Origin of the sequence: Desulforhopalus sp. IMCC35007, from assembly GCF_005116575.1 — a bacterium.
Classification (GTDB): domain Bacteria; phylum Desulfobacterota; class Desulfobulbia; order Desulfobulbales; family Desulfocapsaceae; genus Desulforhopalus_A.
Genome location: NZ_SWCN01000006.1, coordinates 28692 through 53744 on the forward strand (window position 1 = coordinate 28692; position 25053 = coordinate 53744).

19 protein-coding genes are annotated in these 25053 nt (G+C 47.2%); 12 read left to right on the forward strand and 7 right to left on the reverse strand.

Annotated elements, in window-relative coordinates; all coding sequences use genetic code 11:
* Positions 1-43 precede the first annotated feature (43 nt).
* Complete coding sequence (locus FCL48_RS07930; protein ID WP_136871728.1) at positions 44-1918, forward strand: hypothetical protein; 1875 nt, start codon at positions 44-46, stop codon at positions 1916-1918.
* Here the strand turns inward: FCL48_RS07930 and FCL48_RS07935 are convergent.
* Positions 1915-3114, reverse strand: a complete 1200-nt coding sequence (locus FCL48_RS07935; RefSeq protein ID WP_136871729.1) for a putative sulfate/molybdate transporter — start codon at positions 3112-3114, stop codon at positions 1915-1917. The two genes, FCL48_RS07930 and FCL48_RS07935, sit on opposite strands and share 4 nt — an antisense overlap.
* Positions 3115-3339: 225 nt before the next feature.
* Here FCL48_RS07935 and FCL48_RS07940 point away from each other — a divergent pair, with 225 nt between their 5' ends.
* A complete protein-coding gene (locus FCL48_RS07940) occupies positions 3340-3735 on the forward strand; it encodes a hypothetical protein (RefSeq protein WP_136871730.1) in 396 nt (131 codons plus the stop codon).
* Here FCL48_RS07940 and FCL48_RS07945 read toward each other — a convergent pair.
* Positions 3665-5548 (reverse strand): ATP-binding protein, encoded by a 1884-nt coding sequence (locus FCL48_RS07945; RefSeq protein ID WP_136871731.1) that lies wholly within the window; start codon positions 5546-5548, stop codon positions 3665-3667. The two genes, FCL48_RS07940 and FCL48_RS07945, sit on opposite strands and share 71 nt — an antisense overlap.
* Before the next feature lie 218 nt (positions 5549-5766).
* Between FCL48_RS07945 and purL the strand changes: the two genes are divergently transcribed.
* Positions 5767-9573: a phosphoribosylformylglycinamidine synthase gene (purL, locus tag FCL48_RS07950; protein ID WP_136871732.1), complete on the forward strand. Its 3807-nt coding sequence runs from the start codon at positions 5767-5769 to the stop codon at positions 9571-9573.
* Positions 9574-9672: 99 nt separating this feature from the next.
* Here the strand turns inward: purL and FCL48_RS07955 are convergent, their stop codons facing one another.
* From FCL48_RS07955 to FCL48_RS07965, 3 genes are read right to left on the reverse strand one after another with little or no spacing between them, the layout of a single operon-like run.
* Positions 9673-11004 (reverse strand): serine dehydratase subunit alpha family protein, encoded by a 1332-nt coding sequence (locus FCL48_RS07955; protein ID WP_136871733.1) that lies wholly within the window; start codon positions 11002-11004, stop codon positions 9673-9675.
* A gap of 31 nt (positions 11005-11035) precedes the next feature.
* Positions 11036-11416: a RidA family protein gene (locus FCL48_RS07960; RefSeq protein ID WP_136871734.1), complete on the reverse strand. Its 381-nt coding sequence runs from the start codon at positions 11414-11416 to the stop codon at positions 11036-11038.
* Between the two features lie 14 nt (positions 11417-11430).
* A complete protein-coding gene (locus tag FCL48_RS07965) occupies positions 11431-12078 on the reverse strand; it encodes a transcriptional regulator (RefSeq protein WP_136871735.1) in 648 nt (215 codons plus the stop codon).
* A gap of 568 nt (positions 12079-12646) precedes the next feature.
* Here FCL48_RS07965 and FCL48_RS07970 point away from each other — a divergent pair.
* From FCL48_RS07970 to FCL48_RS07985, 4 genes are read left to right on the forward strand one after another with little or no spacing between them, the layout of a single operon-like run.
* Positions 12647-14086 carry a TolC family protein gene (locus tag FCL48_RS07970; RefSeq protein WP_136871736.1) on the forward strand — a complete coding sequence of 480 codons (1440 nt, stop codon included), beginning with the start codon at positions 12647-12649 and terminating at the stop codon, positions 14084-14086.
* Positions 14086-15063 carry an HlyD family secretion protein gene (locus FCL48_RS07975; RefSeq protein WP_136871737.1) on the forward strand — a complete coding sequence of 326 codons (978 nt, stop codon included), beginning with the start codon at positions 14086-14088 and terminating at the stop codon, positions 15061-15063. Before FCL48_RS07970 ends, FCL48_RS07975 begins: the two co-directional genes overlap by 1 nt.
* Positions 15060-16229 (forward strand): ABC transporter permease, encoded by a 1170-nt coding sequence (locus FCL48_RS07980; protein ID WP_136871738.1) that lies wholly within the window; start codon positions 15060-15062, stop codon positions 16227-16229. The genes FCL48_RS07975 and FCL48_RS07980 overlap by 4 nt, the downstream gene beginning before the upstream one ends.
* Positions 16226-17380 carry an ABC transporter permease gene (locus FCL48_RS07985; protein WP_136871739.1) on the forward strand — a complete coding sequence of 385 codons (1155 nt, stop codon included), beginning with the start codon at positions 16226-16228 and terminating at the stop codon, positions 17378-17380. Before FCL48_RS07980 ends, FCL48_RS07985 begins: the two co-directional genes overlap by 4 nt.
* A gap of 185 nt (positions 17381-17565) precedes the next feature.
* On the opposite strand, the gene FCL48_RS07990 is transcribed toward FCL48_RS07985, so the two are convergent.
* On the reverse strand, positions 17566-18318 hold the full coding sequence (locus tag FCL48_RS07990) for a sirohydrochlorin cobaltochelatase (RefSeq protein WP_136871740.1): 753 nt from the start codon (positions 18316-18318) through the stop codon (positions 17566-17568).
* Positions 18319-18598: 280 nt separating this feature from the next.
* Between FCL48_RS07990 and FCL48_RS07995 the strand changes: the two genes are divergently transcribed.
* The 4 genes from FCL48_RS07995 to FCL48_RS08010 all read left to right on the forward strand — a co-directional run bounded on the left by FCL48_RS07995 (position 18599) and on the right by FCL48_RS08010 (position 23189).
* The gene (locus FCL48_RS07995; protein ID WP_136871741.1) at positions 18599-20116 is read left to right on the forward strand and encodes a DUF3373 family protein; all 1518 of its coding nucleotides are present in this window, start codon (positions 18599-18601) and stop codon (positions 20114-20116) included.
* 186 nt (positions 20117-20302) lie between these two features.
* Positions 20303-21085 carry a peptidoglycan editing factor PgeF gene (gene pgeF, locus FCL48_RS08000; RefSeq protein WP_136871742.1) on the forward strand — a complete coding sequence of 261 codons (783 nt, stop codon included), beginning with the start codon at positions 20303-20305 and terminating at the stop codon, positions 21083-21085.
* An 18-nt stretch (positions 21086-21103) separates the two neighbouring features.
* Positions 21104-21778 (forward strand): response regulator transcription factor, encoded by a 675-nt coding sequence (locus tag FCL48_RS08005; protein WP_136871743.1) that lies wholly within the window; start codon positions 21104-21106, stop codon positions 21776-21778.
* Positions 21759-23189, forward strand: a complete 1431-nt coding sequence (locus tag FCL48_RS08010; protein WP_136871744.1) for a cell wall metabolism sensor histidine kinase WalK — start codon at positions 21759-21761, stop codon at positions 23187-23189. The genes FCL48_RS08005 and FCL48_RS08010 overlap by 20 nt, the downstream gene beginning before the upstream one ends.
* Here the strand turns inward: FCL48_RS08010 and FCL48_RS08015 are convergent.
* A complete protein-coding gene (locus tag FCL48_RS08015; protein ID WP_136871745.1) occupies positions 23126-23887 on the reverse strand; it encodes an endonuclease/exonuclease/phosphatase family protein in 762 nt (253 codons plus the stop codon). The genes FCL48_RS08010 and FCL48_RS08015 overlap by 64 nt on opposite strands.
* 185 nt (positions 23888-24072) lie before the next feature.
* Here FCL48_RS08015 and hemC point away from each other — a divergent pair, with 185 nt between their 5' ends.
* A complete protein-coding gene (hemC, locus tag FCL48_RS08020) occupies positions 24073-25011 on the forward strand; it encodes a hydroxymethylbilane synthase (protein WP_136871746.1) in 939 nt (312 codons plus the stop codon).
* Positions 25012-25053: the final 42 nt, after the last annotated feature.

Genomic DNA, 25053 nt, shown 5'->3' on the forward strand with positions numbered 1-25053 from the left:
AGGGGTCACTTATCTTTAATCTTGATTGGCGAGACTACTACAGATGGAAAATGCGATTAATCTAAAAAACGTATTACGAGGGGTTTCACTTTCTCTCATATTCATTGCTCTATACCATTTTCTGGTCACAAGCCTTGCCGTGGTGGATATCCAGCTTACCACAGATAACAGAACAAAATTTAAGATCTATTACAGTGATTCCAGTAAAAGCTGGTCGGAAGACAAGATGGCTGAGATACTCATAAAGCCAGGCAAAAATCACTACTCTCTGCGACTGGCAAATTTGAAGAAGATCAAGGAATTACGTATTGATACCTCAGAGGAAATAGCAAATGTCCAGGTCGAAGCTCTTGTAATTTCTCAGCCGGGTTTTGTGCCCATACAGATAAGTTCTCCCAGCCAGTTTGAAAAAATTGTGGCAGGTGGTGGCATAGAGGATTTCTCCTATTCAGAGAAAGGTTTTCTGGTAAAGCCCTCTTCTCAGGATCCTAATCTGTTTTACCAGCTTCCTCCTCTGCAACCTGAAAACATTGTTGTTGACCAGTTGGTGCGCAACCTCCTCCTGGCTCTCCTGGCCTTTGCTATTGTTCTGGCCTCGGGAAAGATGGCAGCTCATGCGAGATTTTTGCTCTCAGCAGGACTTGTTGTGTTGACGCTTATTGCGGTGATGGCAGGGGTGAGTAAGTACAATCAGCATCCTGATGAAGAGATTCATGTGAATTCTGCGAAATATTATATTGACCATAATATTCCACCGCAGATCGGCGACCCTGCAGTGGCCGACACCTACAGTCCCTATGGCATGTCAAGGCTGAATACCGGGGAGATTTCTTATTTTTTCGCCGGAAAGTTTGCCCGAATACTCGAACCGCTTCAGCTGCCAAACTATCTGGTATTTCGCTATTTTAATGTGTGCCTTTTTGCCTTTTTGCTGCTAATTGCCCTCTATAAGAAACCTTTTCGTCTCCTTTTGGTACCACTGCTGCTGTCACCACAGATCTGGTATATCTTCAGCTATTTTAATTCTGAGGGTTTCGCGCTGGTGGTGATTCTTCTTGTTGCCTATCAGATGGTAGTGGAAAAATCTGCATGGAACAGGCTTCTTACAGTAGATGGTCCCGGTTGCAGGTGGTGGGAGTTAGCTGGCATCGTGATCTTGTTGATAGTACTGTTGCTCCTAAAGGTGAATTTCTACTTTTTTGGTGTATTTATCTTCCTCTATTTTCTCTGGAGGCTCCTCTATAAAAAAACCTTTTGCGGTAAATCGACATTTTTACGTGTAGCTCTGGTGGCCCTTGCAGGCCTCTCTATTTTTGCCGGAATCCGTGTTTATGACAGTGCCATATATGATTTTAAAAAGAGTGAAAAAATTCTGGAAGCAAGAGAAATGTACGCCCACGAGCTATATAAACCAAGTACACCACTTGACAAGAAATTGTTCTATCTGCAGATGAAAGATAGAGGGATAACCCTGAAGACAATTATCAAAGGTCATCTGTGGGCTGAAAAAATGTTTCGCACCTCCTTTGGGGAATACGGATATACCTCTGTTGCCGCGTCATTGGGGTATTATGACTTTGTCCGCTATCTGGCGGTTGTTGTATTTCTGGTGATTTCATTTTTTACCATTAAAAATGGCGGATGGGAGGGGGTGACTCTTTTGCTGATAACAGTGGGAAGTGCGGTCCTTTTGGCTACGGCAACTCTCTATCACTCATGGACTGTCGATTTTCAGGCCCAGGGTCGTTATCTCCTGCCTGTTGTTGGTATGTTGTCAGTCTTTGCCTACCAGATGCGGGAAAAACTGGCCAATCTTCCCAGCGCATTTGTCCTGAGCTGTATGTTTTTGGTCTCCCTCTACAGTTTTATTTTTGTTGGCCTGGCCGGAATAGCAAAGACAGGTTTTGCCCTTGGTTAAATGCTGATTTTGTCGGCTTTTAAAAGATGAGCAATGATAAGGCCAACAGTAAAGCCCCAGGACAGGCTTGTGGTAAGAGTGATTGCGAGAATCAGCAGAACCACAAACATCTCTTTTTGCACCATCATATCAAGAATAGACAGGCTTAATTGACTACCAGCAAAGACCAGCAGGACGCCGAGGATGGAGGTGGGCAGCAGGTGAAGAATTGCAGTGGCATGTTGTCCCAGAAAGAGTGCAAAACAGAGAAAGATTATTCCGATTATTACATTGGAGCCACCTGTACGTGCTCCAAATTTATAGTGCGCGGCAAGCCCTCCTGCACCATGGCAAAGTGGAATGCCGCCGAGGAGAAAGCATAGGCTATTTGCCAGAGCCATGCTCAGTGTTGTTGCTTTGTAGGTGACTTTTTTTGATTCTTCTCCAAAGTAGTCTTTAGAGAGGTCTGCATTGGCAATGATTGCGTTGCCGATGGTCATGGGCAATTGGGGGAGTACCAGAACAAAAAAGGCGATCACCAGGTCAGGTTGGCTGGGGAGGCCAAAGGGAAGCAACTCCGGAAGATGAAAGCCGAACTGAACTGCAGTAGTTATCCCATTTTTACCCCAAAATATACCAACGAGAAACCCTGCTGAAATCAGGACCAGAGCTGCTGGGTATTTTTTATTGTGCATCAGCAACAGGGTGAGCAGAGCGCCAGCCGTTCCAAGGAGTACGCCGATGGGCAGTGGGCCAAGGGCACTTATCTTAAGAAAAGGTTCTGCTGAACCCGCGGCGAGCTGTTGGGAAGAAGTGCCGATGATCAGTTTTAAACCCTGCATCATAAGGAGGGTTCCGGTTGAGACCTGAATCCCTCTGATCACCGCCTTGGGTATCATCCTGCCAATAAGATTAATCCCTCCTGAGAGCCCGATAATAAAGAGAAACAGGGAAGTAAGAGCTACTGAGCTGCTGATCTGAGTTGCCGAAATACCCGTTGCTATGGCATAGGCACTGATAGCTTTCATCGGTTGTACAGGAACAGGAACCCCAAAGTAGAGCCCTGCCCCGATGTAAAAAAGGCCGATGGTAAAGAAAATACCTGTAGCCGACATGCCGTTTACAACGATCATTCCCATGGCCAGAGGCAGAAGGGTGCCGAGATCGCCCAGTGAACCGGAAAACTCCATGCGATCAAATTTATACGGTATTGTCATCAGCAGTTCCAAGATTGTGGTCTGAGGCCTGTTTGAGCCTGGTGAATAAGGGTGAAGTCGTCCAGCCGATGAATTCACTTTAATTCAAAACCTGAAAAAAAACATGATATTTCAACAGGTAAAAGCATCTGATTGTTGATTTGTAACAGGACAAAACTTGTAAACTGACGAGGGTGCATTAAAATAAGCGCAGTTATGAACGTGATGTATTAAATGGAGAATACGATGTACATATGTGTAGATTTTGATGGAACTATTGTCGATCATAGATACCCTGAAATAGGTGAAGCCGTTCCGGGAGCGATAACCTGGTTAAAAAAATTACAAAGATACGGAGTGCGGCTCATCCTGTTTACCATGCGTGGTGAGAGTCAAAAAGGCCGAAATCTTTTGCAGGAAGCAGTTGATTATTTAGAAGAAAATGGAGTGGTGCTCTATGGGGTAAATAGAAATCCCGACCAGGACTCCTGGACCAATAGTCCCAAGGCCTACGGAGAAATATACGTTGATGATGCGGCCTTTGGCTGTCCTCTCATCGAAGTAAAAGGGTTTAGTCGTCCATGTGTTGACTGGAAAAAAGTCGGGCCTCATCTTGAACATATATGTCTGAGTCGACGATAGGCACTATTGTCTGCGGTTTCTGCAGCTGGGTGAGGTACATTTCAAGCGCTTTGATAAGTTCTTCGGCCAGGAGATAGTTTTTCGCCTTAACGTTACTTGATAAATCGGTGATAAGTGCCGCCAGTCGCCTGAATCCAAACATGCCGCAAACTCCCGTCAGAGCGTGACAGGTGCTGTAAATCAGGGAGTGATCCATTGCCTGAAGAGCGTTTTTCAGCACCTCTACATCTTTTGTAATTGTCTGGAATATTTGCGGTAGAAGTTCCGTCAGGTTTGCTGGGATCTCTTCTGCTTTTTCATTTTCAAGACAGTAGCCGATGGCCTTATTTCCCATTTCAACCGGTGGCGGAACCACTTCCTGTTTGCTGGAAAATCTGAAGAGAGCCTGAATAAGCTCCCGTTTGAAAAATGGTTTTGTCAGTACTCCGTCAAAGCCAAGCTTCAAAAATTTGTTTTTTTGTTCCTGGAAGGCATGGGCTGTAATGGCCAGTATGATTACAGGGGTATCTGTATCATGTTCCTGCTTTCGGATGGTGCTTGTTGCGGTTATACCATCCATGACAGGCATGCGGATATCCATGAGGATGATATCAAATGTCGTCTCGCGTAATCGATCGAGCGCTTCCTGCCCGTTTTCTGCGGTATATACATTTACCGGATAATCCTTCAGGTATACTTTGAGAACTTCAAGATTTTCCAAAATGTCATCGACGACCAGAATCGTCATTTTCGGGAAATTTTCCGGCAAAATGAGATGCGTATCAAAACGAATTTTTCGTCTTTCCGAGACAACAACCTGCGGAACGGGAAGCGAGCAACGAAATGTGGATCCGTGGCCGAAACGGGATTCAACTGTGAGCTGGCCGCCCATGGCTTCTGTCAGCTTCTGGCTGATAGCCAGACCAAGGCCTGCACCTCGATGCTGCTGGGAGAGAGAATCGTTGGCTTGGGTAAATCGGTCAAAAATAACCTTTTGCTGATCTTTTGAGATGCCGACACCTGTGTCCTGTACACTGAAAATGAGGTTCTCCTGTTGTCCTTCATTTTCCGCTATGGTGAGTGTAATGCTTCCCGACTTGGTGAATTTTACGGCATTATTGATAAGATTGAGCAGAATCTGGAATATTTTCAAAGAATCCCCGACGCGTTCCATAACAAGTAACGAGTCATGCTGGACGAGGAAATGGAGATTTTTCGGCAGACAAAGCGGCAGGGCTGAAGTCTCGATCTGGTTGATGATTTCTTGCAGGCTGAAGGGCTCCGGTTCAAAGGATATTTTACCCGCCTCAATTCTTGAAAATTCAAGGATATTGTTCAGAATATCCAGTAATTGTTTACCCGTTAGCCTGAGGCTGTTGAGGTACTGCTGCTGAGGTGGGGTAAGGGCGGTTTCCGCAAGCAGATGGGCCATACCAAGGATAATGTTCAGGGGAGTTCTGATCTCATGGCTCATATTTGCCAGAAAATCTGATTTGGAAAGATCTTCCAGGCGTTTTTGTTCATGGAAGAAGCGCAGTTTATCGTTGGTCTCCTGTAAAAGTGCCGATGTCGCTCTGGTATGTTGTTGCAGGGAGCGGATCTGTTTTTTGGCTGTTTCAAGATCCTGGCGCAGCTGGTCTCGCTCTTTTTCGAGTTGTTCTAGTTTTTTTTTCATTTTTAAAGAAGTATCTTTTTCCACTGCTTCTGCCCATGGAAATACATGTACTATTACACCGGTAATAGATGTGTTCTGGCCGCTGAAGTCATGAACGTGATTTTTATACCAATAATCTCTGAAGAGATAAAAACCACAAAAAACGAGAAAAGACTTCATCTCTCCCCTGCTGCGTTATAAACAATTATCCTTGAAAAAGACCCCAGCAAGACTAAATTCATGGAGAAACTTTAGGACATTAATGCTACTATACGCTGCAAAAATGTGTAACCTCGCTGATACTGCATGAAGAAAAAGACCAGTCTGTAATGTTCCCCAATATATACACAACAGTTCATAATCTGTTTTAACTGCTTCTCAATATAAAGGAAAATATCATGGGTGTGAAAGTCACACAGCTCTATCGCAAAATAGACGAAAACAAGGCCTATTGTTTTAATGTTGAATCAAACAGAGACCTCACTCAGGAAGAAATGATTCGCCTTCGTCTTATCCTGGCCGAGGGGCTATTGGTCGAAACCGTTCAGGTAGAACCTGTACTGTCAGGAGACAGGGTTGTTGAGGTTGGTCCGAGGATGAATTTTGCCACAGCCTGGTCCTCCAATATGGTCTCGATCTGTCAGGCAACAGGTCTTGAGATGGTGACACGGGTCGAACGGTCCAGACGCTATCTTGTACCCGAAGGTGTTGATCTCCAAGAGTTTATCGAGAACAATCACGATCGCATGACAGAATGTCATTATCCGGCGCCGCTTACCACCTTTGTGACAGGTGTTGTTCCTGAGGCGGTGTATGAGGTTGATCTCAAGTCCAAGGGACCCGATGGCCTGAACGAATTACCGGGTATTTCCATGGATGAGTGGGACCGTAATCTGTACTACGACTATTTTGTCAACCAGCAGAAGCGAAATCCGACCATCGTTGAGATTATGGATCTTAACAATGCCAACTCCGAACACTCCCGCCATGGATTTTTTAAAGGCAGGCAGATCATTGACGGCCAAGAGATGGATGATACTCTTTTTGAGCTGGTCACACAGACCCTTACTGCTCATCCTAAAGGGTCCCTGGTCGCTTTCAAGGATAATTCAAGTGTCATAGACGGTTATGACATTGACACCATCATTCCAAGAGAACCAGGGAAGCCATCTCCTTTTGTTCCTGTGAAGGTCAACTATAATCCGCTTCTTACTGCAGAAACCCATAATTTCCCCACTGGGGTTGCTCCTTTTCCCGGGGCAGAGACAGGGACCGGTGGCAGGATTCGAGACGTTCTTGGGACCGGCAAGGGAGGTTTTGTTATTGCAGGCACCGCTGGCTATTGTGTTGGAAATCTCAATATTCCCGGGTACGAGCTGCCCTGGGAGAAGAAATATCCGGTTCCTGAGAACCTGGCCTCACCGCTGGAGATTGAAATAGAGGCCAGCAATGGTGCCTCTGATTACGGCAATAAATTTGGTGAGCCTCTTATTCAGGGGTTTACCCGATCCTTTGATATGCGTCTTGAAAATGGTGAACGCTGGGGGTTTCTCAAGCCGATCATGTTCACTGCAGGGGTCGGTCAGCTTGACCGTCGGCACACTGACAAGGCAGCCGAAGAAAAAGGGATGATCATCGTTCAGGTCGGTGGCCCTGCCTATCGGGTAGGTTTTGGTGGTGGTGCTGCGTCATCAATGCTGCAGGGAGAAAACGAATCAACTCTTGACTTTAATGCCGTTCAGCGTGGCGATGCGGAGATGGAGCAGAAAATGAACCGGGTTATCCGGGCCTGCAACGAGATGGGGGACAAGACCCTGATTGATGTAATTCATGACCAGGGGGCTGGCGGACCTGCCAATGTCTTGAAAGAGCTGGTTGAAAAATCCGGTGGCCGGGTAGAGATCCGTAATATCAGAGTTGGCGATCCAACCATGTCCGTTCTTGAGATTTATGTGGCAGAGTATCAGGAGAGGACAGGCTTTCTTATTCGTCCTGAAAACATAGAGAGGTTTCAGGCGATTTGTACAAGGGAAAAAGTCGGTTGTGAGATCCTTGGGGAAGTGACAGGCGATCTTCGTTTTGTGGTACATGATTCCAATGATGATACGACTCCAGTGAACATTGATCTTCCTGTACTCTTAGGCGAAATACCTCAGAAAACATTTGAAGATCATCGTCGTCCTCTGGGCAGCAAGCCTCTTGAAATTTCCCCGGACGTGACAGTAATGTCAGCCTTGCACGATGTGCTCCGGCTTGTATCCGTTGGCTCGAAAAGGTTTTTAACCAATAAGGTGGATCGAGCGGTTACCGGCCTGATAGCACAGCAACAGTGTTGTGGCCCTCTACAGCTCACCGTGGGGGATGTCGCGGTGGTCGCTCAGAGTCATTTTGGCCCCACCGGTATCGCAACTGCCATCGGGGAACAGTCTATAAAAATGCTGCTCGATCCCGCAGCAGGCGCCAGAATGGCGGTGGGGGAATGTCTTACCAATCTTGTCTGGGCTAAAATTGAAGACATTGAACAGGTAAAGTGCTCAGCAAACTGGATGTGGGCACCCAAACTTGCGGGAGAGGCAGCGGCACTCTACGATGCTGCTGCTGCCATGCGTGATGTGATGATCGATGTTGGTATGGCTGTGGATGGCGGAAAAGACAGCCTCTCCATGGCAACAATGGTCGGCGATGAAATGGTCAAATCTCCAAGAGAGCTGGTTATCTCAGCCTATGCCGCAATCCCTGATATTACCAGGAAAATTACCCCGGATATCAAAAATGTAGGTGCACCGCTTCTTTTTATTGATCTCAGTGGGGATAAGAACCGCCTGGGAGGAACGGCGCTTGGCCATGTCATGCAGCAGATGGGAGATGTGAGCCCTGATGTGGATGATGGAAAAGCCCTCAAAAATGGTTTTCTGGCAGTCCAGGAGCTGATTGGCAAGTCTCTGATCCGTTCAGGTCATGACCGCAGCGATGGTGGCCTGGTTACCACCCTGTTGGAGATGGCCTTTAGTGGTAATTGTGGTCTTGATATTGAGCTTGAAGGCCATTGTACTGTTTTTGAAAAACTGTTTTCTGAAGAACTTGGCCTGATTGTCGAGTGTGATGCCGAAAAACTTGAAGAGGCAGCGTCTGTTCTAGAAAGTTATGGTACAGCTTGTGTGAAAATTGGGAACTCAACCACCGACTCAAAAATCCGTATCAGTTATAATGGAGATCAGGTGGTGGATGAGGAGATGGTGGTTCTGCGCGGCTGGTGGGAAGAAACCTCCCATCAGCTAGAAAAACTCCAGATGAATCCCGAGTGTGCCAAGGAAGAAAAGGTGGAGATCTATGCACGCAAGGGCCCTGGATATCGCCTCAGCTTTACCCCTGAAGCTGCTCCGGCTGAGCTGCTGGACAGGTCGGACAAACCTAAGGTGGCTATCCTTCGGGATGAGGGGTCGAACTCGGATCGTGAAATGACTTCTGCCTTTTATTCTGCAGGTTTTGAACCGTGGGATATTTGTATGAACGATCTGCTCGCAGGTACTGTGAATCTCAATGACTTCAGAGGACTTGCGGCTGTCGGTGGATTCTCCTATGCGGATGTTCCTGAGTCTGCAAAGGGCTGGGCCGCCACTATCCTCTTTAATCCGAGGTTGAAGAAAATGTTTACCGAGTTTTATGAGCGGCCAGACACCTTCACCCTTGGTATCTGTAATGGATGTCAGCTGTTTGGTCTGCTGGGCTGGATACCTGAGGTGGGACTTGTCCCCGAGAAACAGCCACGTTTTATCAGCAATATCTCCGGCAGGTTTGAATCAAGATGGACCACTGTGAAAGTGCAGAAAAGTAAAGCGATGATGCTCCAGGGTATGGAGGACACGGTGTTTGGCATCCATGTGGATCACGGTGAAGGAAGATTGCATTTTCCCGATTCATCGATCCTTGAAAAGGTTATCAGCAGCGGTATGACCCCTATGGTCTATGTCGATGATGACGGGCAGGCCACGGAAAAATATCCATTTAATCCCAATGGTTCCACTTTGGGGCTGGCAGGGCTCTGCTCCAGCGATGGTCGGCATCTTGCCCTTATGCCTCATCCCGAGCGGGTGGTCTTACCATGGCAGGCACATTTTCTGCCGGAGGAGATGAAGGACCTGACGGTGACTCCATGGATGCAGATGTTTAGAAATGCCTATGAGTGGTGCCAGAAAAATTCTTAACAGTAACCCCGGTAGCTTCTCGTTTCTATAGGGAGCTGCTGTATACAAGCAGATCCCAGGCTCAATTTTCCTCCTGGATTGAGCCTGGGATCGATAGAGTTACTTCCCTTGCTTATTCTCCCGGGTCATCTGTTTTTCCAGCATGATTTTGAGGATGGTTTTATCTGTTGCAACCATGCCATCGTGACTGAGTTCCCCCATGTTCTGGATGGTTTTCCTCGTTGAATCTCCGATGATTCCGTCGGTGTCTTTCACGTTGACACCATGGAGGGAAAAAAGAGCGGCCTGCACGGCTGCACCTGCTGCGGTATTGAGTTTAATTGCGCAACCGGCCTTTGCTCCATCGCAGATAACTCCTGCGAGATCCTCCAGAATATTTTTAATGGCCCCCTCCATATGGTGGACGTCGCCGCCGACAAGATAGGTAATGCCGGCCGTGGCACCTGCTCCTGCTGCCACAGAGCAGCCACAGACCGCAGAAAGCCTGCCGGTGTGCGCTTTCACATATGCTGTGACAATGTGACTCAGGCCGATGGCTCGTAGAACCGTCTGGCGGTCATGATCGATAAAATCCTTAATAGCCCAGATAGGCAGAATGGCGGTAAGTCCGTGGTTACCGCTGCCGGCAGAACTCATGGCAGGCAGTTTTACTCCCCCCATGCGCGCATCGGCAGCAGCCGATGTGAGCCTCTTGGCAGAGCTGGACATATCTTTGACCATGAGTTTTTGTTTTATCAGCCGGTCAATGGCCTTGCCAATTCCAAGACCGCTTCCGTGCTGCAGCCCGTATTCTGCAAGAGCCAGGTTGTGGTTGACGCCAATCTGAAGAAAGTTGAGATCGTCTTCGTCTAGGGTGTTGGTGAGCTCTAAAATTTCATCAAGTGTCAGTTCTCTCAACCATTCTTCAAGCTCGGCAAGCGTCCTTTTGCCATTTTTGCCTTTAACTGAGGCGAGCAGAGGTGAGTCGGTTACCTGAACACCATTGAGACTGAGGCTGACAATGTTGTTGTGCAAGTCTATAATAAGGGATTCTGCGCTGTTGGTTCCCGCAATGATTCTGGTTCGGACGTGCAGGCCGACCTCTTCTCTTAAATTCACCTTTACTTTTTTTGCGGCGAGCAGTTGCTGAGCCTTTGCGATAATTACTTCGTCAACGCTTTCGAGTACTTCGAGATCACGCTTGGGGTCTCCGCCATAGGCCCCCAGAGCTGCCGCGGTATCCAGGCCCTGTAGGCCTCCTGTTCCAGGGATCGTAACTGCCATGGCATTTTTATAGATATTGGGATCTATCCATATCTCAATAGAGTCAAATTCCCTTTCGGGCAGGAGGGTTGCGGCAGCAGCAGCTCCTAAGGCAATGGCAACCGGCTCCGTGCAGCCGAGGGCGAGGGTTACTTCCATCTCTAAAATGTCTTTCACCGTAAAACGCATAAACTTCTCCTGGAACAAGGTGCCTGCCGGACTAAATGGCAAGAATAAACTCAATTTCTATGTTTGAATCCAGGGGCAAGGCCGCAACCTGAACCGTTGATCGTGCGGGAGGTGACTCGGTAAAGTGTTTTGCATAAGCTGTGTTCATCTCTGTAAAGTCGCCAAGGTCGGTTAGAAAAATCGTGGTTTTAACCACGTTTGTAAGAGATGTGCCTGCTACTTTTGCAATTGCTGCGGCGTTTTTGAGAATTTGCTCGGTTTTCATACCGATTGCCCCCTCAACCATCAATCCACTTGTGGGGTCGATGGGGAGTTGACCCGAGATAAAAAGGAGGTTGTTGGCGGATACGGCCTGGGAGTATGGACCAATGGCTGCGGGTGCATTTTCAGTGGATATCGTTGTTATGTGCATATTTACCTCGATTTTTATGTTAACGCGTGATTGCGTACTTTTTTTAAGTAATTGTAAACGGTGAACTTAGTCACTCCCATGAGATGCGCTACCTCTTCAACAGAACCCTTGAACTGGAAGGTACCATTTTCTTCGAGGAGGGATATGAGATGGGTTTTTTCTTCTACACCCATGGTAGCAGGGTGCTTACCGACCCTTTCGACAGCCTGGCTGAAAATTGCCTCAACGGTCTCACCAACGGAGTGAGAAAAGGTTTCCTGATTCTCGCTGTTGTTCTGTTCTGCCAGATGCAGGAAAGGGGCTAAGGCCTGGCTGGCATTGTAAATTTCCGTGGTATCAAAATTAATGCAGAAGGCGGCAACTGGTTTACCGCTCCTGTCTGAAATAAAGGTGGTACTGGATTTTAGAGATCTGCCGTCGCTGGTCGTGGTTTTGTAATTATGCATATCCTGTGGGGCGGCGTTCTGTTTCAACCTTCTGCTGAGTAGATCCGTTGCAGGAGCGCCAATAGATCTTCCGGTCACGTTGCCGGCAATGTAAACCAGAGATTTCTGCAGTGAACGAAGGTCATGAATACAGGCCTCACAGTTTTTACCAAACAGAGCGACAATAGAATCTGCTAATTTTTCAAGATTGGTAATGATTAATTCGGTTTCAGTCATGTAGGTTGTTCATGTGAGATTATATTGTGTGTATATGCACCTTACACGATACCATCTGAGGGCTGTGGTTGTCATCTAAAAAAATTAAAAAGATTCAACTAAATTTGAATAAGGGAAACATTAAATACATCAAAACGTGTGCAAAAATATTATATATGAATTCCCGGAAGAGGCTGAGCTATTTGACGATAGGGAGAAAGGTATTGGTGTTCATTGTGCCTATGTGGCGTTTTATTGGGACGGAAACTCGGCTGACCCAATACCGGTAACACTCTCTTGCAAAACATTAAAAAGTCGCATGAAACGACCGGAGAAGAGGCCATGAATGCATCTCGATCCATTTTTAATGTAAATTTTGAAATTCACTTTTATCTCCCTTAAAACTGCATGATGCTGTTCTTGTCTTTTCCCGGTTTGTAGGCTGCAGGTCGTTTTCTTATTACCTAAAGGTTCCTAATCTTCCCTTGCTGTTTGCCCCTATCCCATATATATTTGCTTTCTATGTCATATAATTTTAGTTTTTTACTTACATTATCAACTATATAACTACGACAAGGTAGGAACAGGTTTGAAGAGTTTTCAACATGTTTGTTTTTCTTTTTTAGTCGCAATATCACTTTTGTCTTCCCCCATAAACCAGGTATGTGCAAAAGATGCCGGCCTGAGTTTTACAGATGCCTGGATGCTGGTGGCTGCTGAAAATGATGCTCTGCAGGCGGCAAGATCTGAGGTGGAGAGTGCCGGTCATTCAAAAGATGCCGCAAGAGATCTCTATCTGCCTGAAGTTACCCTGTCTGCCAGCTATATCTATCTCGATGATGACATTGATCTCTCACCCTCAGAGATACTTGACAGTATGGCAGGGGGAGATCAGTTGTCGTCACTGGTCTCAGGCCTTGCTTCAAGTTATGGCATGTCGGCGGCTTATCTTGAAAGTGCCCTGACATCCACCATCCAGGACCGGGAGACGGTGATCAGTGCCATAAGTGCCAAGTGGCCCATCTATGCCGGTGGGCGAATTGATGCAGCCCAGGATATAGCCAAAGGTAAATACCAGGAAGCGACACACAATCTTCAACTGCAGTCACTGGAACAATTCGAGACCTTGACTCGCTATTATTTTGGTGCTGTCCTGGCCAATAACGTGTTTGAGACTCGAAAAGAAGTGGAGGCCGGCCTCAAGCAGCATCTGGAGCATGCCATCCTTTTAGAGCAGCAGGGGCAAATTGCCAGGGTTGAGCGTTTGCAGTCAGAGGCCGCACATGATAAGGCGGTTGTGGAGAAAAAAAAAGCAGGTCGGGACCTGGAAATAGCACGACTTGCCCTGACGAGACTGCTGAAGCAGGAAAATTCTGTTATCCCAGCCGATGCTCTCTTTGCCAACGGGGTTTTGCCAGGAATGGAAACGATGCTGGAGAGAACGCTGCAGGCATATCCTGGCCTGCAACTGCTTGATGCCAAGAAGGACCAGGTGACAGGTCTTCTGGCCGTTGAAAAGGGGAAGTATTATCCCACGGTAGGTCTTTTTGGAAGCTACAGTGTCTACGAAGAAGACAGTCTTGCAACAGAGCTTACCCCGGATTGGTTTGTTGGAATGGGAGTGAGTTTTCCTCTTCTTGAGCGCGATGGCAGGTCGGGCAAGGTGAAAGCGGCGCAGTCCACAATGAAGAAAATTGAATCCCTTAAAAAGCAGGCGAGGAGTGATCTCACCGTGCTGCTGGAAAAGACCTATCGTCAGGCAGAGCAGTCCCTGGAGGAATATCAAGGTCTTGGTTCCAGCGAAGAACTGGCAAAAGAGACGGTAAAGCTCAGAATTAAAGCCTTTAGTCAGGGGCTTTCCACATCTCTTGATGTGGTGGATGCGGAGCTTTTTCTGGCTGGTGTCAAATCCCAGCGGGCAGTGGCTCTCTTTAACCATGTGGTCGCCCTGGCAAGGCTTGCTGCCGTCAGCGGGGATCTCTCGAGTTTTTTTCAATATCAAACTTCACCGCTGATTGAGGTGCGTTGATGCGTGTATTTAGAACGATAGTTATTTTTGTAGTTTTTGCGGTAATCGTGGCCTGGCTTTCCTATACCTTCTGGCTTGCGTATCAGCCAAAGCCCTTACGCATGCAGGGCCAGATAGAGGCGCAGCAGTACAATATCAGTTCTAAAATTCCAGGTCGCATCAATGAGGTTCTGGTAAGAAAAGGCGATGTGGTGGACAAGGGACAGCTTATTTTTACCATTCTCAGCCCGGAGATAGATGCAAAATTAGCACAGGCCCAGGCAGGGCAGGATGCCGCTGAAGCTTTGGCTGAAGAAGTGTATACCGGAACGAGAACAGAGCAGATCGAGGCGGCCCGCGACAAATGGCAACAGGCCAAAGCGGCAGCCGAGCTCATGGAGAAAACCTTTCAGAGGATAGAAAATCTCTATAATGCAGGTGTTGTGGCTGAGCAGAAGCGTGACGAGGCTGAGACCAAGCTGAAAGGGGCACGGTTTGCTGAAAATGGGGCCCTCCAGATGTACAAGATGGCACAGGAAGGGGCTCGGGAAGAAACGAAAAAGGCGGTGACAGGCAAGGCGAGAATGGCTGCCGGTGCCGTTGCCGAGGTTGAAGTATATGCAGCTGACACGAAGATTGAGAGCTGGCATAGTGGCGAAGTCACTCAGATCTTATTGCAGAGCGGTGAGCTTGCTCCCCAAGGGTTTCCCGTGGTGACGATCATCGATATGAGTGATGCCTGGGCCGTTTTTCATGTGCGTGAGGACAGGCTTATGGATTTTAACAAGGGCAGTGAGTTCAGTGCAGAAATTCCTGCTCTGGGAGACGCCTCTTATCGCTTCAGAGTCGATCACATCGCAGCTATGGGAGATTTTGCAACCTGGAGGGCAACAGACAGCGACAAAGGTTTTGATATGAGAACTTTCGAGGTAGAGGCAAGACCTGTGGAGAGTATTGAAGGTTTACGAGCCGGTATGAGTGTTATCATCAAAAAATGAGTGCCCTATCGTTTACCGCAATGCAGCGGCGCGAGTGGCGACTGCTTTTGCATGACCCCTGGCTCTTTTCGCTGATCACCTGGATTCCAATGGCCCTTGGGGTGTTTCTCTGGTCAATTTTTGCCCAGGGAATAGCCCGTGATCTGCCTATCGGGGTTGTAGATCTAGATAAAAGTCAGGTTTCAAGGTCCATTATCCGAACCTATGACGCCAGCCCCGCCCTTCAGGTCATAAAAGGTTTTGCTGATATCAGCCAGGGGGTGGCAGAGCTTCGGGCAGGTACAATCTACGCCCTTGTGCTGCTTCCGGAAAACCTTGATAAAAACACGACCCTTGGTAGCACTCCAGAAGTTACCGCATTTGTGAACAGCCAGTTTCTGCTCATTGGTAAAGTTGTCAATTCTGCCCTGCTCCAGGCACAATCGACCTTCACCGTAAAGGTCGAGGTGAAAAAGAATCTGTTTTCCGGCCAGTCTGTCATGGATGCCGCGCTTTCCTCTTCTCTTCCCATCGGAACACAGACGACTCCACTCTTTAATATTAATACAAACTATGCACAGTTTCTCGTCTCTGCCATTTTGCCAGCTCTCTGGCAGATTCTCACCGTTGCACTTACGGTACTTTCATTTGCGGCGGATAAAAGACGACTGGGCCTGCAGGTCTGGCTTGCTGATGGCCCGGTGAAGGCTGTAACTGCAAAATGTATTACTCTTATTGTGGTTGCTTTTTGCCAGGGTGCTCTCTTTTTGTCGGCAATGTATATCTGGTTAGGCTGGCCGATGCATGGGGCGTGGTCGATTCTTCTTAGTGCTCTATTTCTTACCTCAGTGGCCAGCGTTTCTGCGGCCTCCCTGCTTTTTCTTGCAACCCGTGATGCCGCGAGAGGTTTAAGTCTTGCAGCGGCCTACGCTGCTCCGGGACTTGCCTTTATGGGGGTGACCTTTCCCGTGAGCGATATGACCTTACCGGCTCGAATATGGCGGAGTCTGATTCCGATCAGTCACTACATTGAAATTCAGTTGAGCCAGGTGAATTATGGAGCGCCTTTTGTGACCACGATCCCCCAGTTTAAAGCGCTTCTCTACTTTATCGTTCCCCTTCTGCTCTCTTTAGTTTTGGCAAAGGTAGTGGCTTCGCCACGTAAAGTTGCGGGGGAGGTTGTATGAACTGGTGGGATATCTGCAAAAAGGAGTTGAAGGCAATATTTAAGAATCCCGCTATACTGCTGACGGTATTTGGCGGGGTCATATTTTACTCCTTTCTTTACCCACTTCCCTATTCCGAACAGATTCCAAGGGAGTTGAAAGTTGTGGTCGTTAACCTCGACAACAGTCAGATGAGTCGAACACTTGAACGGATGGTCGACGCCACGCCCCAGGTGCAACTGGTGGCAAGAGCCCATAGTCTGGCTGAGGCACAATCTGACTTTGTTCTGAAAAAACTTGCGGGTATTCTGGTAATCCCAGAGAATTTTTACCTTGATCTTTTGCAGAATAAAAGACCAACCCTTTCTTTTGCAGGAGATGCCAGTTACTTTCTGGTGTATGGAACGGTTCTAGAAGGTATGGCATCGGCCGGCCAGACCCTTGCGGCCCAGGTGAAGGTCACCCGGATGGTGATGTCCGGTCAGTCAATGGTCCTTGCCGCAGAGCAATATAGCGCCATAAAACTCAACATCTTCTCCGCCTTTAACGAAACACTCGGCTATGTGAATTATGTCATTCCGGCAATATTTATTCTCATTCTCCACCACACTCTGCTTATGGGTGCAGGAATTCTTGGGGGAGGGCAAAATGAAGAGCTGGCTACAGGTACGGTGGATTGCTACTGGCTTAAAGCGCCGGTCTGGAAGCTTCTTTGTGTACGAACTGTCATATTTATGACGATCTACTGGCTCTTATGTATGTATTATTTTGGATTCGTCTTTGAGTTTTACAGCATTCCCCATCTGGCCGATTTTCATCAGCTCAACCTCTTTATCCTGCCGTTTTTATTAAGTACTTCGTTTCTTGGAATTCTGCTTGGTCTGCTATTGCCGCGGCGTGAGCTGGCGACACTTTTAGTACTGCTCTCTTCCATGCCAATGGTTTTTGCTTCCGGTTTTGTCTGGCCGACCTCAGCAGTTCCTGGGGGTATTACACAAATCATTCAGCTTATTCCAGTAATTCCAGCTATCAACGGGTTTCTCAGGCTCAATCAGATGGGAGCGGCCTTTGGAGATATTCTCTCTTTATGGAACCAACTCTGGTTATGTGCTGGTCTTTATGGTTCTCTGTGCTGCCTGTTGCTCTGGAACAAAAAAAGAAAATTTCAATAGCTCTATCCTCGTCTTCCTTTTCTTGTATTGTGTATCTCAATGCGTCTGTTTCACACGTACCACGTAAGCCTTAGTCGGTTTTCTTGAGAGTGCCTGTTCTTATCAAAGAGAGAACAGGCGCAGCTAAATGTGAGTCGATATGACCTCTATTTGAGAAAGCCTCAATTTTCCGGCTGTTTGAGATCTCACTTCGCCTCGGTGATATGGCGTAGTAAAATATTTTCTACACCTGGAAGCAGACCAATTCCATTTTCAAGCACCTCAACATCCATACCTTTTTCGATCAGTTTTGAACGCCAGGAGCTTTTATCTTCTGCTACTATGTCGCGCCGGTAGTGCATCCCTGCAATAAGGAAAAAGGGAAAAATTGTCACCTTTCTGCAGCCTGATTCAGCGATTTCATTGATCAGGTTTGTGGAATCCGGATATTGCTCAACCACGCCGACATGGACCCTCTCTCCAAACCTTATGCGCATGAAAGTTTGCAGACTGTAATAACCTGTCCAGCTTGGATGAGTGGTACCGTGGCCCAGAATAAGGATTGTTCGGTCTGGCCTTCTTTCTATCTGTGGGGCGAGAAGGGTGCAGATCTGATTATAATCTTCCGGGCCAGTCAGAAGAGGCAGGCCAATCCTGCACGTCAGTGAGCTTTGTCTCGCAATTGTGACAAGGCTGTGAAACTCGGTTCCTGGAAAGAGATGAAGCGATTGTATAATAACTTCCTTGTGTCCACTATCAGTGAGCATTGTCAGTACTTCTGAGGGGCTTTGAATCTTGTCGTCTTCTTTTTTTAAGTCAGTGGTGATACGTCTTGAGGAATACGCCCAGAAGAAGTTCTCTTCAGGAAGCAGTGCTGCCAATTTTTCATGGAGGTGATGATAGGTTGTGATAGCTTTAGTTGTGGTGCCAAATGCAATAAAAATAATGGGTAATTTCATAAGGATAGGCGTAAATAGATGAGTCGCGAATGCGAGGTAAGATAAATATAGTCGGCAAACACGATAATGATACACTCTTCTTGAGGAGAAATCCAGCGCAGAGATAATACAAAAAATTATATTTATGCTCCATCCTGTTGTGTTTTTAGTAAAATATTTGATACACTATTGACGAGAGATGGACAACTGTAGTACTAATGAAATTAATTAAATACTACAGTAGGTGTTTTGTAGGTGGGGCGCAAAAGTACGGGGTCACAATTCATATGGGAGGAGAATTATGCTAAAGAAATTTTCGGTGCTGGCACTGGCAGGGATGCTGGCATTGCCAGCTGCAGCTTTTGCTGGTGGGGGCGCCAGTACAGTTGACATGGAGAAAAAAATCGAAGAGCTGAGCAGGCAGCTTGACGAATTGCGGGCCGCGATGGCAGCTCAGGCAGAGAAAAACAATGACCTTGCTGAAACCGTAGAGGCTTTGGACGAGAGCGTAGGAGACCTCGATGATCGTTCAGAGGTGTGGGATCTTGCCTCGCGGTTTGATTTTTCCGGTGATTTCCGAGCCAGGGGAGATTTTTACAATGCGGATTCTGTTTTTGGCAGAGACCTTGACAATGACACGATCCTGACCAACAGATTTCGTCTGAATATGCGAGTCAAGGCGACTGAAAACGTTGAATTTAAAGGTCGTCTGGCGATGTATAAGACCTGGGGGAACCAGTCTGCCTTTACCGATGACAGTGGTGCCATGTGGCCTCTCTTTGATGGCAATGTGACCCGGTCACCTACTGGAAGCAGCGCCCTCTATGTTGATCGGGCTTTTGTGAACTGGAATAACATTGGTGGCCTGCCAATGTGGTTCTCTATTGGGCGCAGGCCAACTACCGACGGGCCACCAGCGCAGATCCGCCAGGGCCTGGATGAACGTCAGGCCACTCCAATGGCGTTTATGGATTGGCCTTTTGACGGTCTATCCATGGGCTATGCCTGGAACTGGGGTCTTGAAGCGCTAGGTTCCAGTCGTGTTCGATTCTGCTATGGTAGAGGTTTTGAAGCCGGTCTTCAGGATGATGTAACGGGTTCTGTAAATGATATGGATTTTGCCGGGGTAAGCTGGGATATCATGAAAAAGGCCGACCGCTTTGCCTATATCCAAAGTTTTATGGCTTTTGATGTTATCAACTATCCAAACTTCCAGGATCCTATTATCAACTCCGCTTTTGGTGACATGAGTGGTATGGGAGAAAGAAATAATCTTGGGGACATCTGGCACAATGCTGCGGTGTATGAGAGCAAGATTGCCGGTCTGAACTATTTTGTGGCAGGTGGTTATTCACAGACCCAGCCCGATAGTTCTGGAATGTTCAATGATCCATTCTCAATGACTGGACCTAATACCGACAATGAAGATGGTTACTCTTTGTACCTCGGTGTTCGTTATGATCTGGAAGATGCCGGGTTGAAGTTTGGTGCTGAGTTTAACTACGGCTCACAGTATTGGCTGGCTATGTCGCCTGGTCATGATGAAATTTATCAATCCAAGCTCGCTGCCAGAGGTCAGGTCTATGAAGTTTACACCATCTGGGATCTACCAACAGGTGAGGCCCTTTCCAAGTACGCGAAAACATTTATTCGACTTGGATATCAGCATTACGAGTACGATTATTCCGGTTCAGGAGATTGGAATCTTGCAGCCTATGACCTCAGTGATGCTGGGGACCAGGCAAAACTGCAGATGATGGGGATTGACCCAGTGGAGAGTGCGGATCAGGTGTATCTCACCTTTGAGGCCTACTTTTAAGAACCATACAAAAACATTAAGAACGCTTTTAACGAGAGTTTACTCAGTGTAAGTTGTAGAAAGGTTTGAACTGAAAACGGGTTTGGTCACAATTGTGATCAAACCCGTTTTTTATTGCTCCGCCAAGTGAGCTGTTTTACCGTATTACTTTTTATATGGAATGAATACGTTAACAGGTGATGTCTCATGGTGAAATTTTCTGGAAATGATGTGACGGGTGGGAATTTTCCCCAATTAACAATAAACGGCCGCATGCGTTGCAGCTATATGATGTTCAACTGTGAAGGAGGAGAGAGTGACGGGAATTTTAAGTCCTTGAACGTCGGACTCCATGTTGGCGATGATGCGCAAGCTGTTCTGGCAAACCGGGATATTGTAAAAAGGCGTGTGGGGGTATCCTACCTGCTTTCGGCCCTCCAGGTTCATGGCAGCGACATATATGTGCAAAAGGAGCCGTTAACAGGCGATACGGAGGTACAAAACTATGATGCCCTGATTACCAACCAGGGGGGTGTGGCTCTGATGACTCAGCATGCAGATTGTCAGGCTGTATTGTTATACGATAGCGTTGCCTGCGTGATTGCCTCGGTTCATAACGGCTGGAAAGGGAGTGTCCAGAATATCCTGGGCAAGGTTGTTGGCCAGATGGTCAGGGAGTTTTCGTCTGAGCCTGCCCATATTCAGGCTGTGATCAGTCCGTCGCTTGGACCGTGTTGTGCGGAATTTATCCATCATCAAAAAGAACTACCACCAGAATTTCTTCAGTTTCAAGTCAAGGAAAACTATTTTGACTTTTGGCAGATCTCTGTAAAACAACTTATGGATAAAGGTCTACTGCAGGAAAATATTATCCTTTCAGGGCAATGCACGGTCTGTTCTGATGAATATTTTTCCTATCGTAAAGCGGTTCGCTGTACAGGTGGCGTGACGGGTAGAAATGGTTCTGTGATTGTACTTCGTGATATTTAACTCTATGTTTTTAATATTATGCGAATTTTACTTATTGAAGATGATACGAAAATAGCTTCATTTATTGAACGAGGTTTCAGGGAAGCGGGGTTTGCTGTCGATAAATGCCTTGATGGAGAATCGGGGCTGGACAGAGCGCTTGATGCCGGCTATGACGCGGCCGTTGTTGATCTTATGCTGCCGCGGCGTGACGGGTTGTCAGTCATTGAAGAGATGCGCGTTCAGGGTGTAGACACCCCTGTACTCATTCTCAGTGCCAAGCAGTCCGTCGATGACAGAATCCAGGGCTTGCAAAAAGGTGGAGATGATTACATGGTGAAGCCTTTTTCCTTTAGTGAACTGCTTGCCCGTATTCAGGCCCTTATTCGACGCGATAAGAAAAGCGCCCAGCCGATGTCACTGAGAGTGGGAGATCTGGAGATGGATCTTCTCAAGCATGAGGTATACAGGGCTGGGGAAAAACTCGATCTGCCGGTTAAGGAGTATGCACTGCTGGAGTACCTGATGCGCCATCCGGGTATCGTTATTTCAAAGACATCAATTCTTGAAAGGGTCTACGATTATTCCTTTGACCCCCAGACCAATGTGGTGGATGTGCTGGTTTGTCGCCTGCGAAATAAAATCGATAAGGATTTTGACCATAAAATGATCCATACCGTACGAGGCGTGGGCTATGTCCTTAAAGATAGGTAAGAGTGATCTCACCTGGTCCCGCTCTAAAAGAGCCTTGCCTGTCTTTCTCCTCCTCTGGACAGGAGGGATTTTACTTGCATGTTCCTATCTTTTAAGTGCCCGAGCGCATTTGCAATCCATAGAAAGACATCAGGCAGAGCAACTGCTGAACAGCTATTTAACTCTTCGCCAGACCGGCAGTAATTCCTTTGGGCCCTTGGCGCTGCAGCAGGACCAGCTCCCCGAAGGGTTGTTGTTTGCCCGTATTGTACATCACGGTGAGCAGCTGTTGGTGGTCAGTGACTCCTTGGGAGGATTAAGTTTTAAAAATATGGTGGACCTTCCCCCCGAAATATCAGGGGTTTGGTTGAAAATGAAAGGGATGGAAGAGGGGGAGACAGATGTGCTCACGGTAGTCACCCGCTCCTTTAAAATGGGCTCAATTGTACAGGTTGGCAAAGACGGCCGAGCAAGCTATCAGCTGTTTGGAGAGATGGTGCAGAGTGCTTTTATGATCGTTTTAGCAAGCGTTGTCTTTTTATGGCCACTGTCTCTCTATTTTATCAAGCTGAGCCTCTCTCCCCTTATTGTGACGAAAGATAAAATTGCAGACCTTGCCAGCTATTCAAAAACAGAACTTCTGCCGGAAAAAGGCAGCGGCCCTGAACTGGATAACTTCTACAAACAGATAAACAGCCTATTGCAGCAAAATCGCCATCTTGTTTCTGAAATGCAGCAATCTCTTGATAATGTGGCCCATGACCTGCGCACTCCTATGACCAGGCTCCGGTCTGTTGCAGAATATGGTCTGCAGGCCGGTGGAGACACCGTGCGCCTGCAGGAAGCCTTGTCCGACTGTCTTGAGGAATCTGAGAGGGTGCTTGCGATGTTGAAAATCATGATGAGTGTGGCAGAAGCCGAATCTGGAACCATGCGCCTGGATAAAGAACCTTGTGATCTGTTGGAAAGTCTGGCTCAGGTGGTAACCCTCTATGAATATGTAGCGGAAGAGAAAAATGTTCAAGTTGTGTTGGAGGAGTTCCCGGCTGTCGTACTTGACCTTGATCGAACCCGAATCTCCCAGGTGTGGGCCAACCTTTTAGATAATGCCATCAAATATGGGCGAGATGGAGGGTGGGTTAAAATTTATGTCAGTCGCTTAAAGGAGATGGTCCAGATCAGTTTTGAAGATAACGGTATGGGGATATCGCCCACAGAGCAAGAAAAAATATGGGAAAGGTTGTATCGCGGAGACAGAAGCAGGTCACAAAAAGGGTTGGGACTCGGGCTGAACTACGTTCAGGCTGTGGTGGTGGCCCACGGCGGCGAGGTTTCGGTGCGCAGTGATCTCAATTCCGGGAGTTGCTTTCAGGTCAGGCTGCCATTAGGTTCTGTGAGCATACAGGAAAAGTCGCAGATAAGCGGCGAATGATCCGAGAGCCGCACATCCGGTATATAAAAATTATCTATACGAATTCCCGAGCTGTGGAGGATGAAATCGATCTGTCTTCTGGGTGCGTGGCTTGGGTGAGAAGGGGCGTTGCCGAGATTAGCATTGTGCAGGTCGGTTGCCGCGAGAAAAAGGTTAAGTTCTCTGCTTCCCCAGAAGGTATTAAAATCTCCTGCAATAATAATTTCTTTATCCGTTTCTTTCACTAAAGCATGGAGCTGTTCGAGTTGATTCTGTCGATGCCGGTATTTCAGCGAAAGGTGGACAATAAAAAGGGCGACCGCTTTGAGATCAGTCTGGATGACAAGCTTTTTCATCCCTTCTTCAAAATAATGAAAATGATAATGCTCAACAGACTGCTTGGTCAGGATGGCATTGCCCTGCTGTTTCAACACCGGGACTTTTCTGGCAAAGGAGTTATTTTTGTACTTTGGTTCGACCACTAGGTTGTATCCCAGAGTGTCGGCTATGGTCTGCCCCTGACAGAGGTGTCCGGTTCGGTAGGAACCGGTATCCACTTCAACCAAAGCAACGATATCAGGGTTCATCGATCCTATGAAATTTAAAATACGCCTGAAATTAGCAGTGCTGTTTTTAAAAAAACCGGAAAAAGGCAAGGGCAGGTGGTAGCCGTTTTGATGTCCGGTTCCGTATCGTATATTGTAAAGTAGTAGTCTCATACAAATATGATACTGATTTGTGTGATTGGTGGCAACGTTAGGTGGTAAGAAAGAGGGAAAAGTTGTGTTTTGCACTGCAGGTCATGTATGGTATCCTCACACCGTTCGACGTCACAAATGATGAAATATTATTGGTAATACTATAGTGAATATAGTTGTAGATTGCTCTAACATATTGGAATAAAATGATAACTATTGGAACAAGAAAAAGTAAACTCGCTATGTGGCAGACGGAAACAGTTGCGGGCTTTCTCAACGCTGCAGGAATAGAAACCCAGATTAGCTCCATGGAAACTATTGGAGATAAGGTTCTTGACAGGTCAATTGCAAAAATTGGCAGCAAAGGGGTTTTTACCGTGGAGCTTGAAGAGCAGCTGGCAAATGGAAGCACTGATATTGCCGTACATAGCGCAAAAGATATGCAATCGGTGTTGCCGGAAGGTTTTAAGCTGATAGCGTTTACAGAACGGGAAAAAGCAAACGATGTGCTGGTGAGTGGCGACAAAACGGTCGACATAACGAATACCGAAAGGCCCTTGATCATAGGGACCTCTTCTGTGCGTAGACGTGCTTTTTTGCGAAATTATTACCCCCATGTAAAAATCGTAGAGATGCGGGGGAATTTACAAACCCGGATACGCAAGATGGAAGATGGTGATTGTGATGCCCTGATGCTTGCGTACGCTGGAGTAAAGCGTATGGGCTACGAAGACATGGTGGTGCATGAATTTGATGTCACTGAATTTACCCCTCCCGTGGGCCAGGGATGTATTGCTATTGAAGCTGCAGTAAGCCTTGACCCAGAAAAATTGCAACAGGTTCGAAGGTGTTTGAATAACCAGAAGAGCGAGTGTTGCTTGCTTGCTGAGCGTGCTTTTCTTAAAACCCTTGAGGGGGGGTGCAGTATTCCGGCTTTTGGTCACGCTACTTTGAGTGCTGATGGTTCAGAAATCACCCTTACAGCCGGGCTTGCAAGCCTTGATGGCGCAACAATTCTTCGCAGGTCCGAAACAGATAGTACAGAGCATCCGGAAATTCTTGGGGCTCGGGTTGGAGAATATATTCTGGCCAATAATGGCAGGGAGATGTTGCTTGAGATCCGGCGAATGCAGGCAGCGGATTAAAAAAACATAACTGTGTCTTTGATTCGATACTTGACGAAGTCT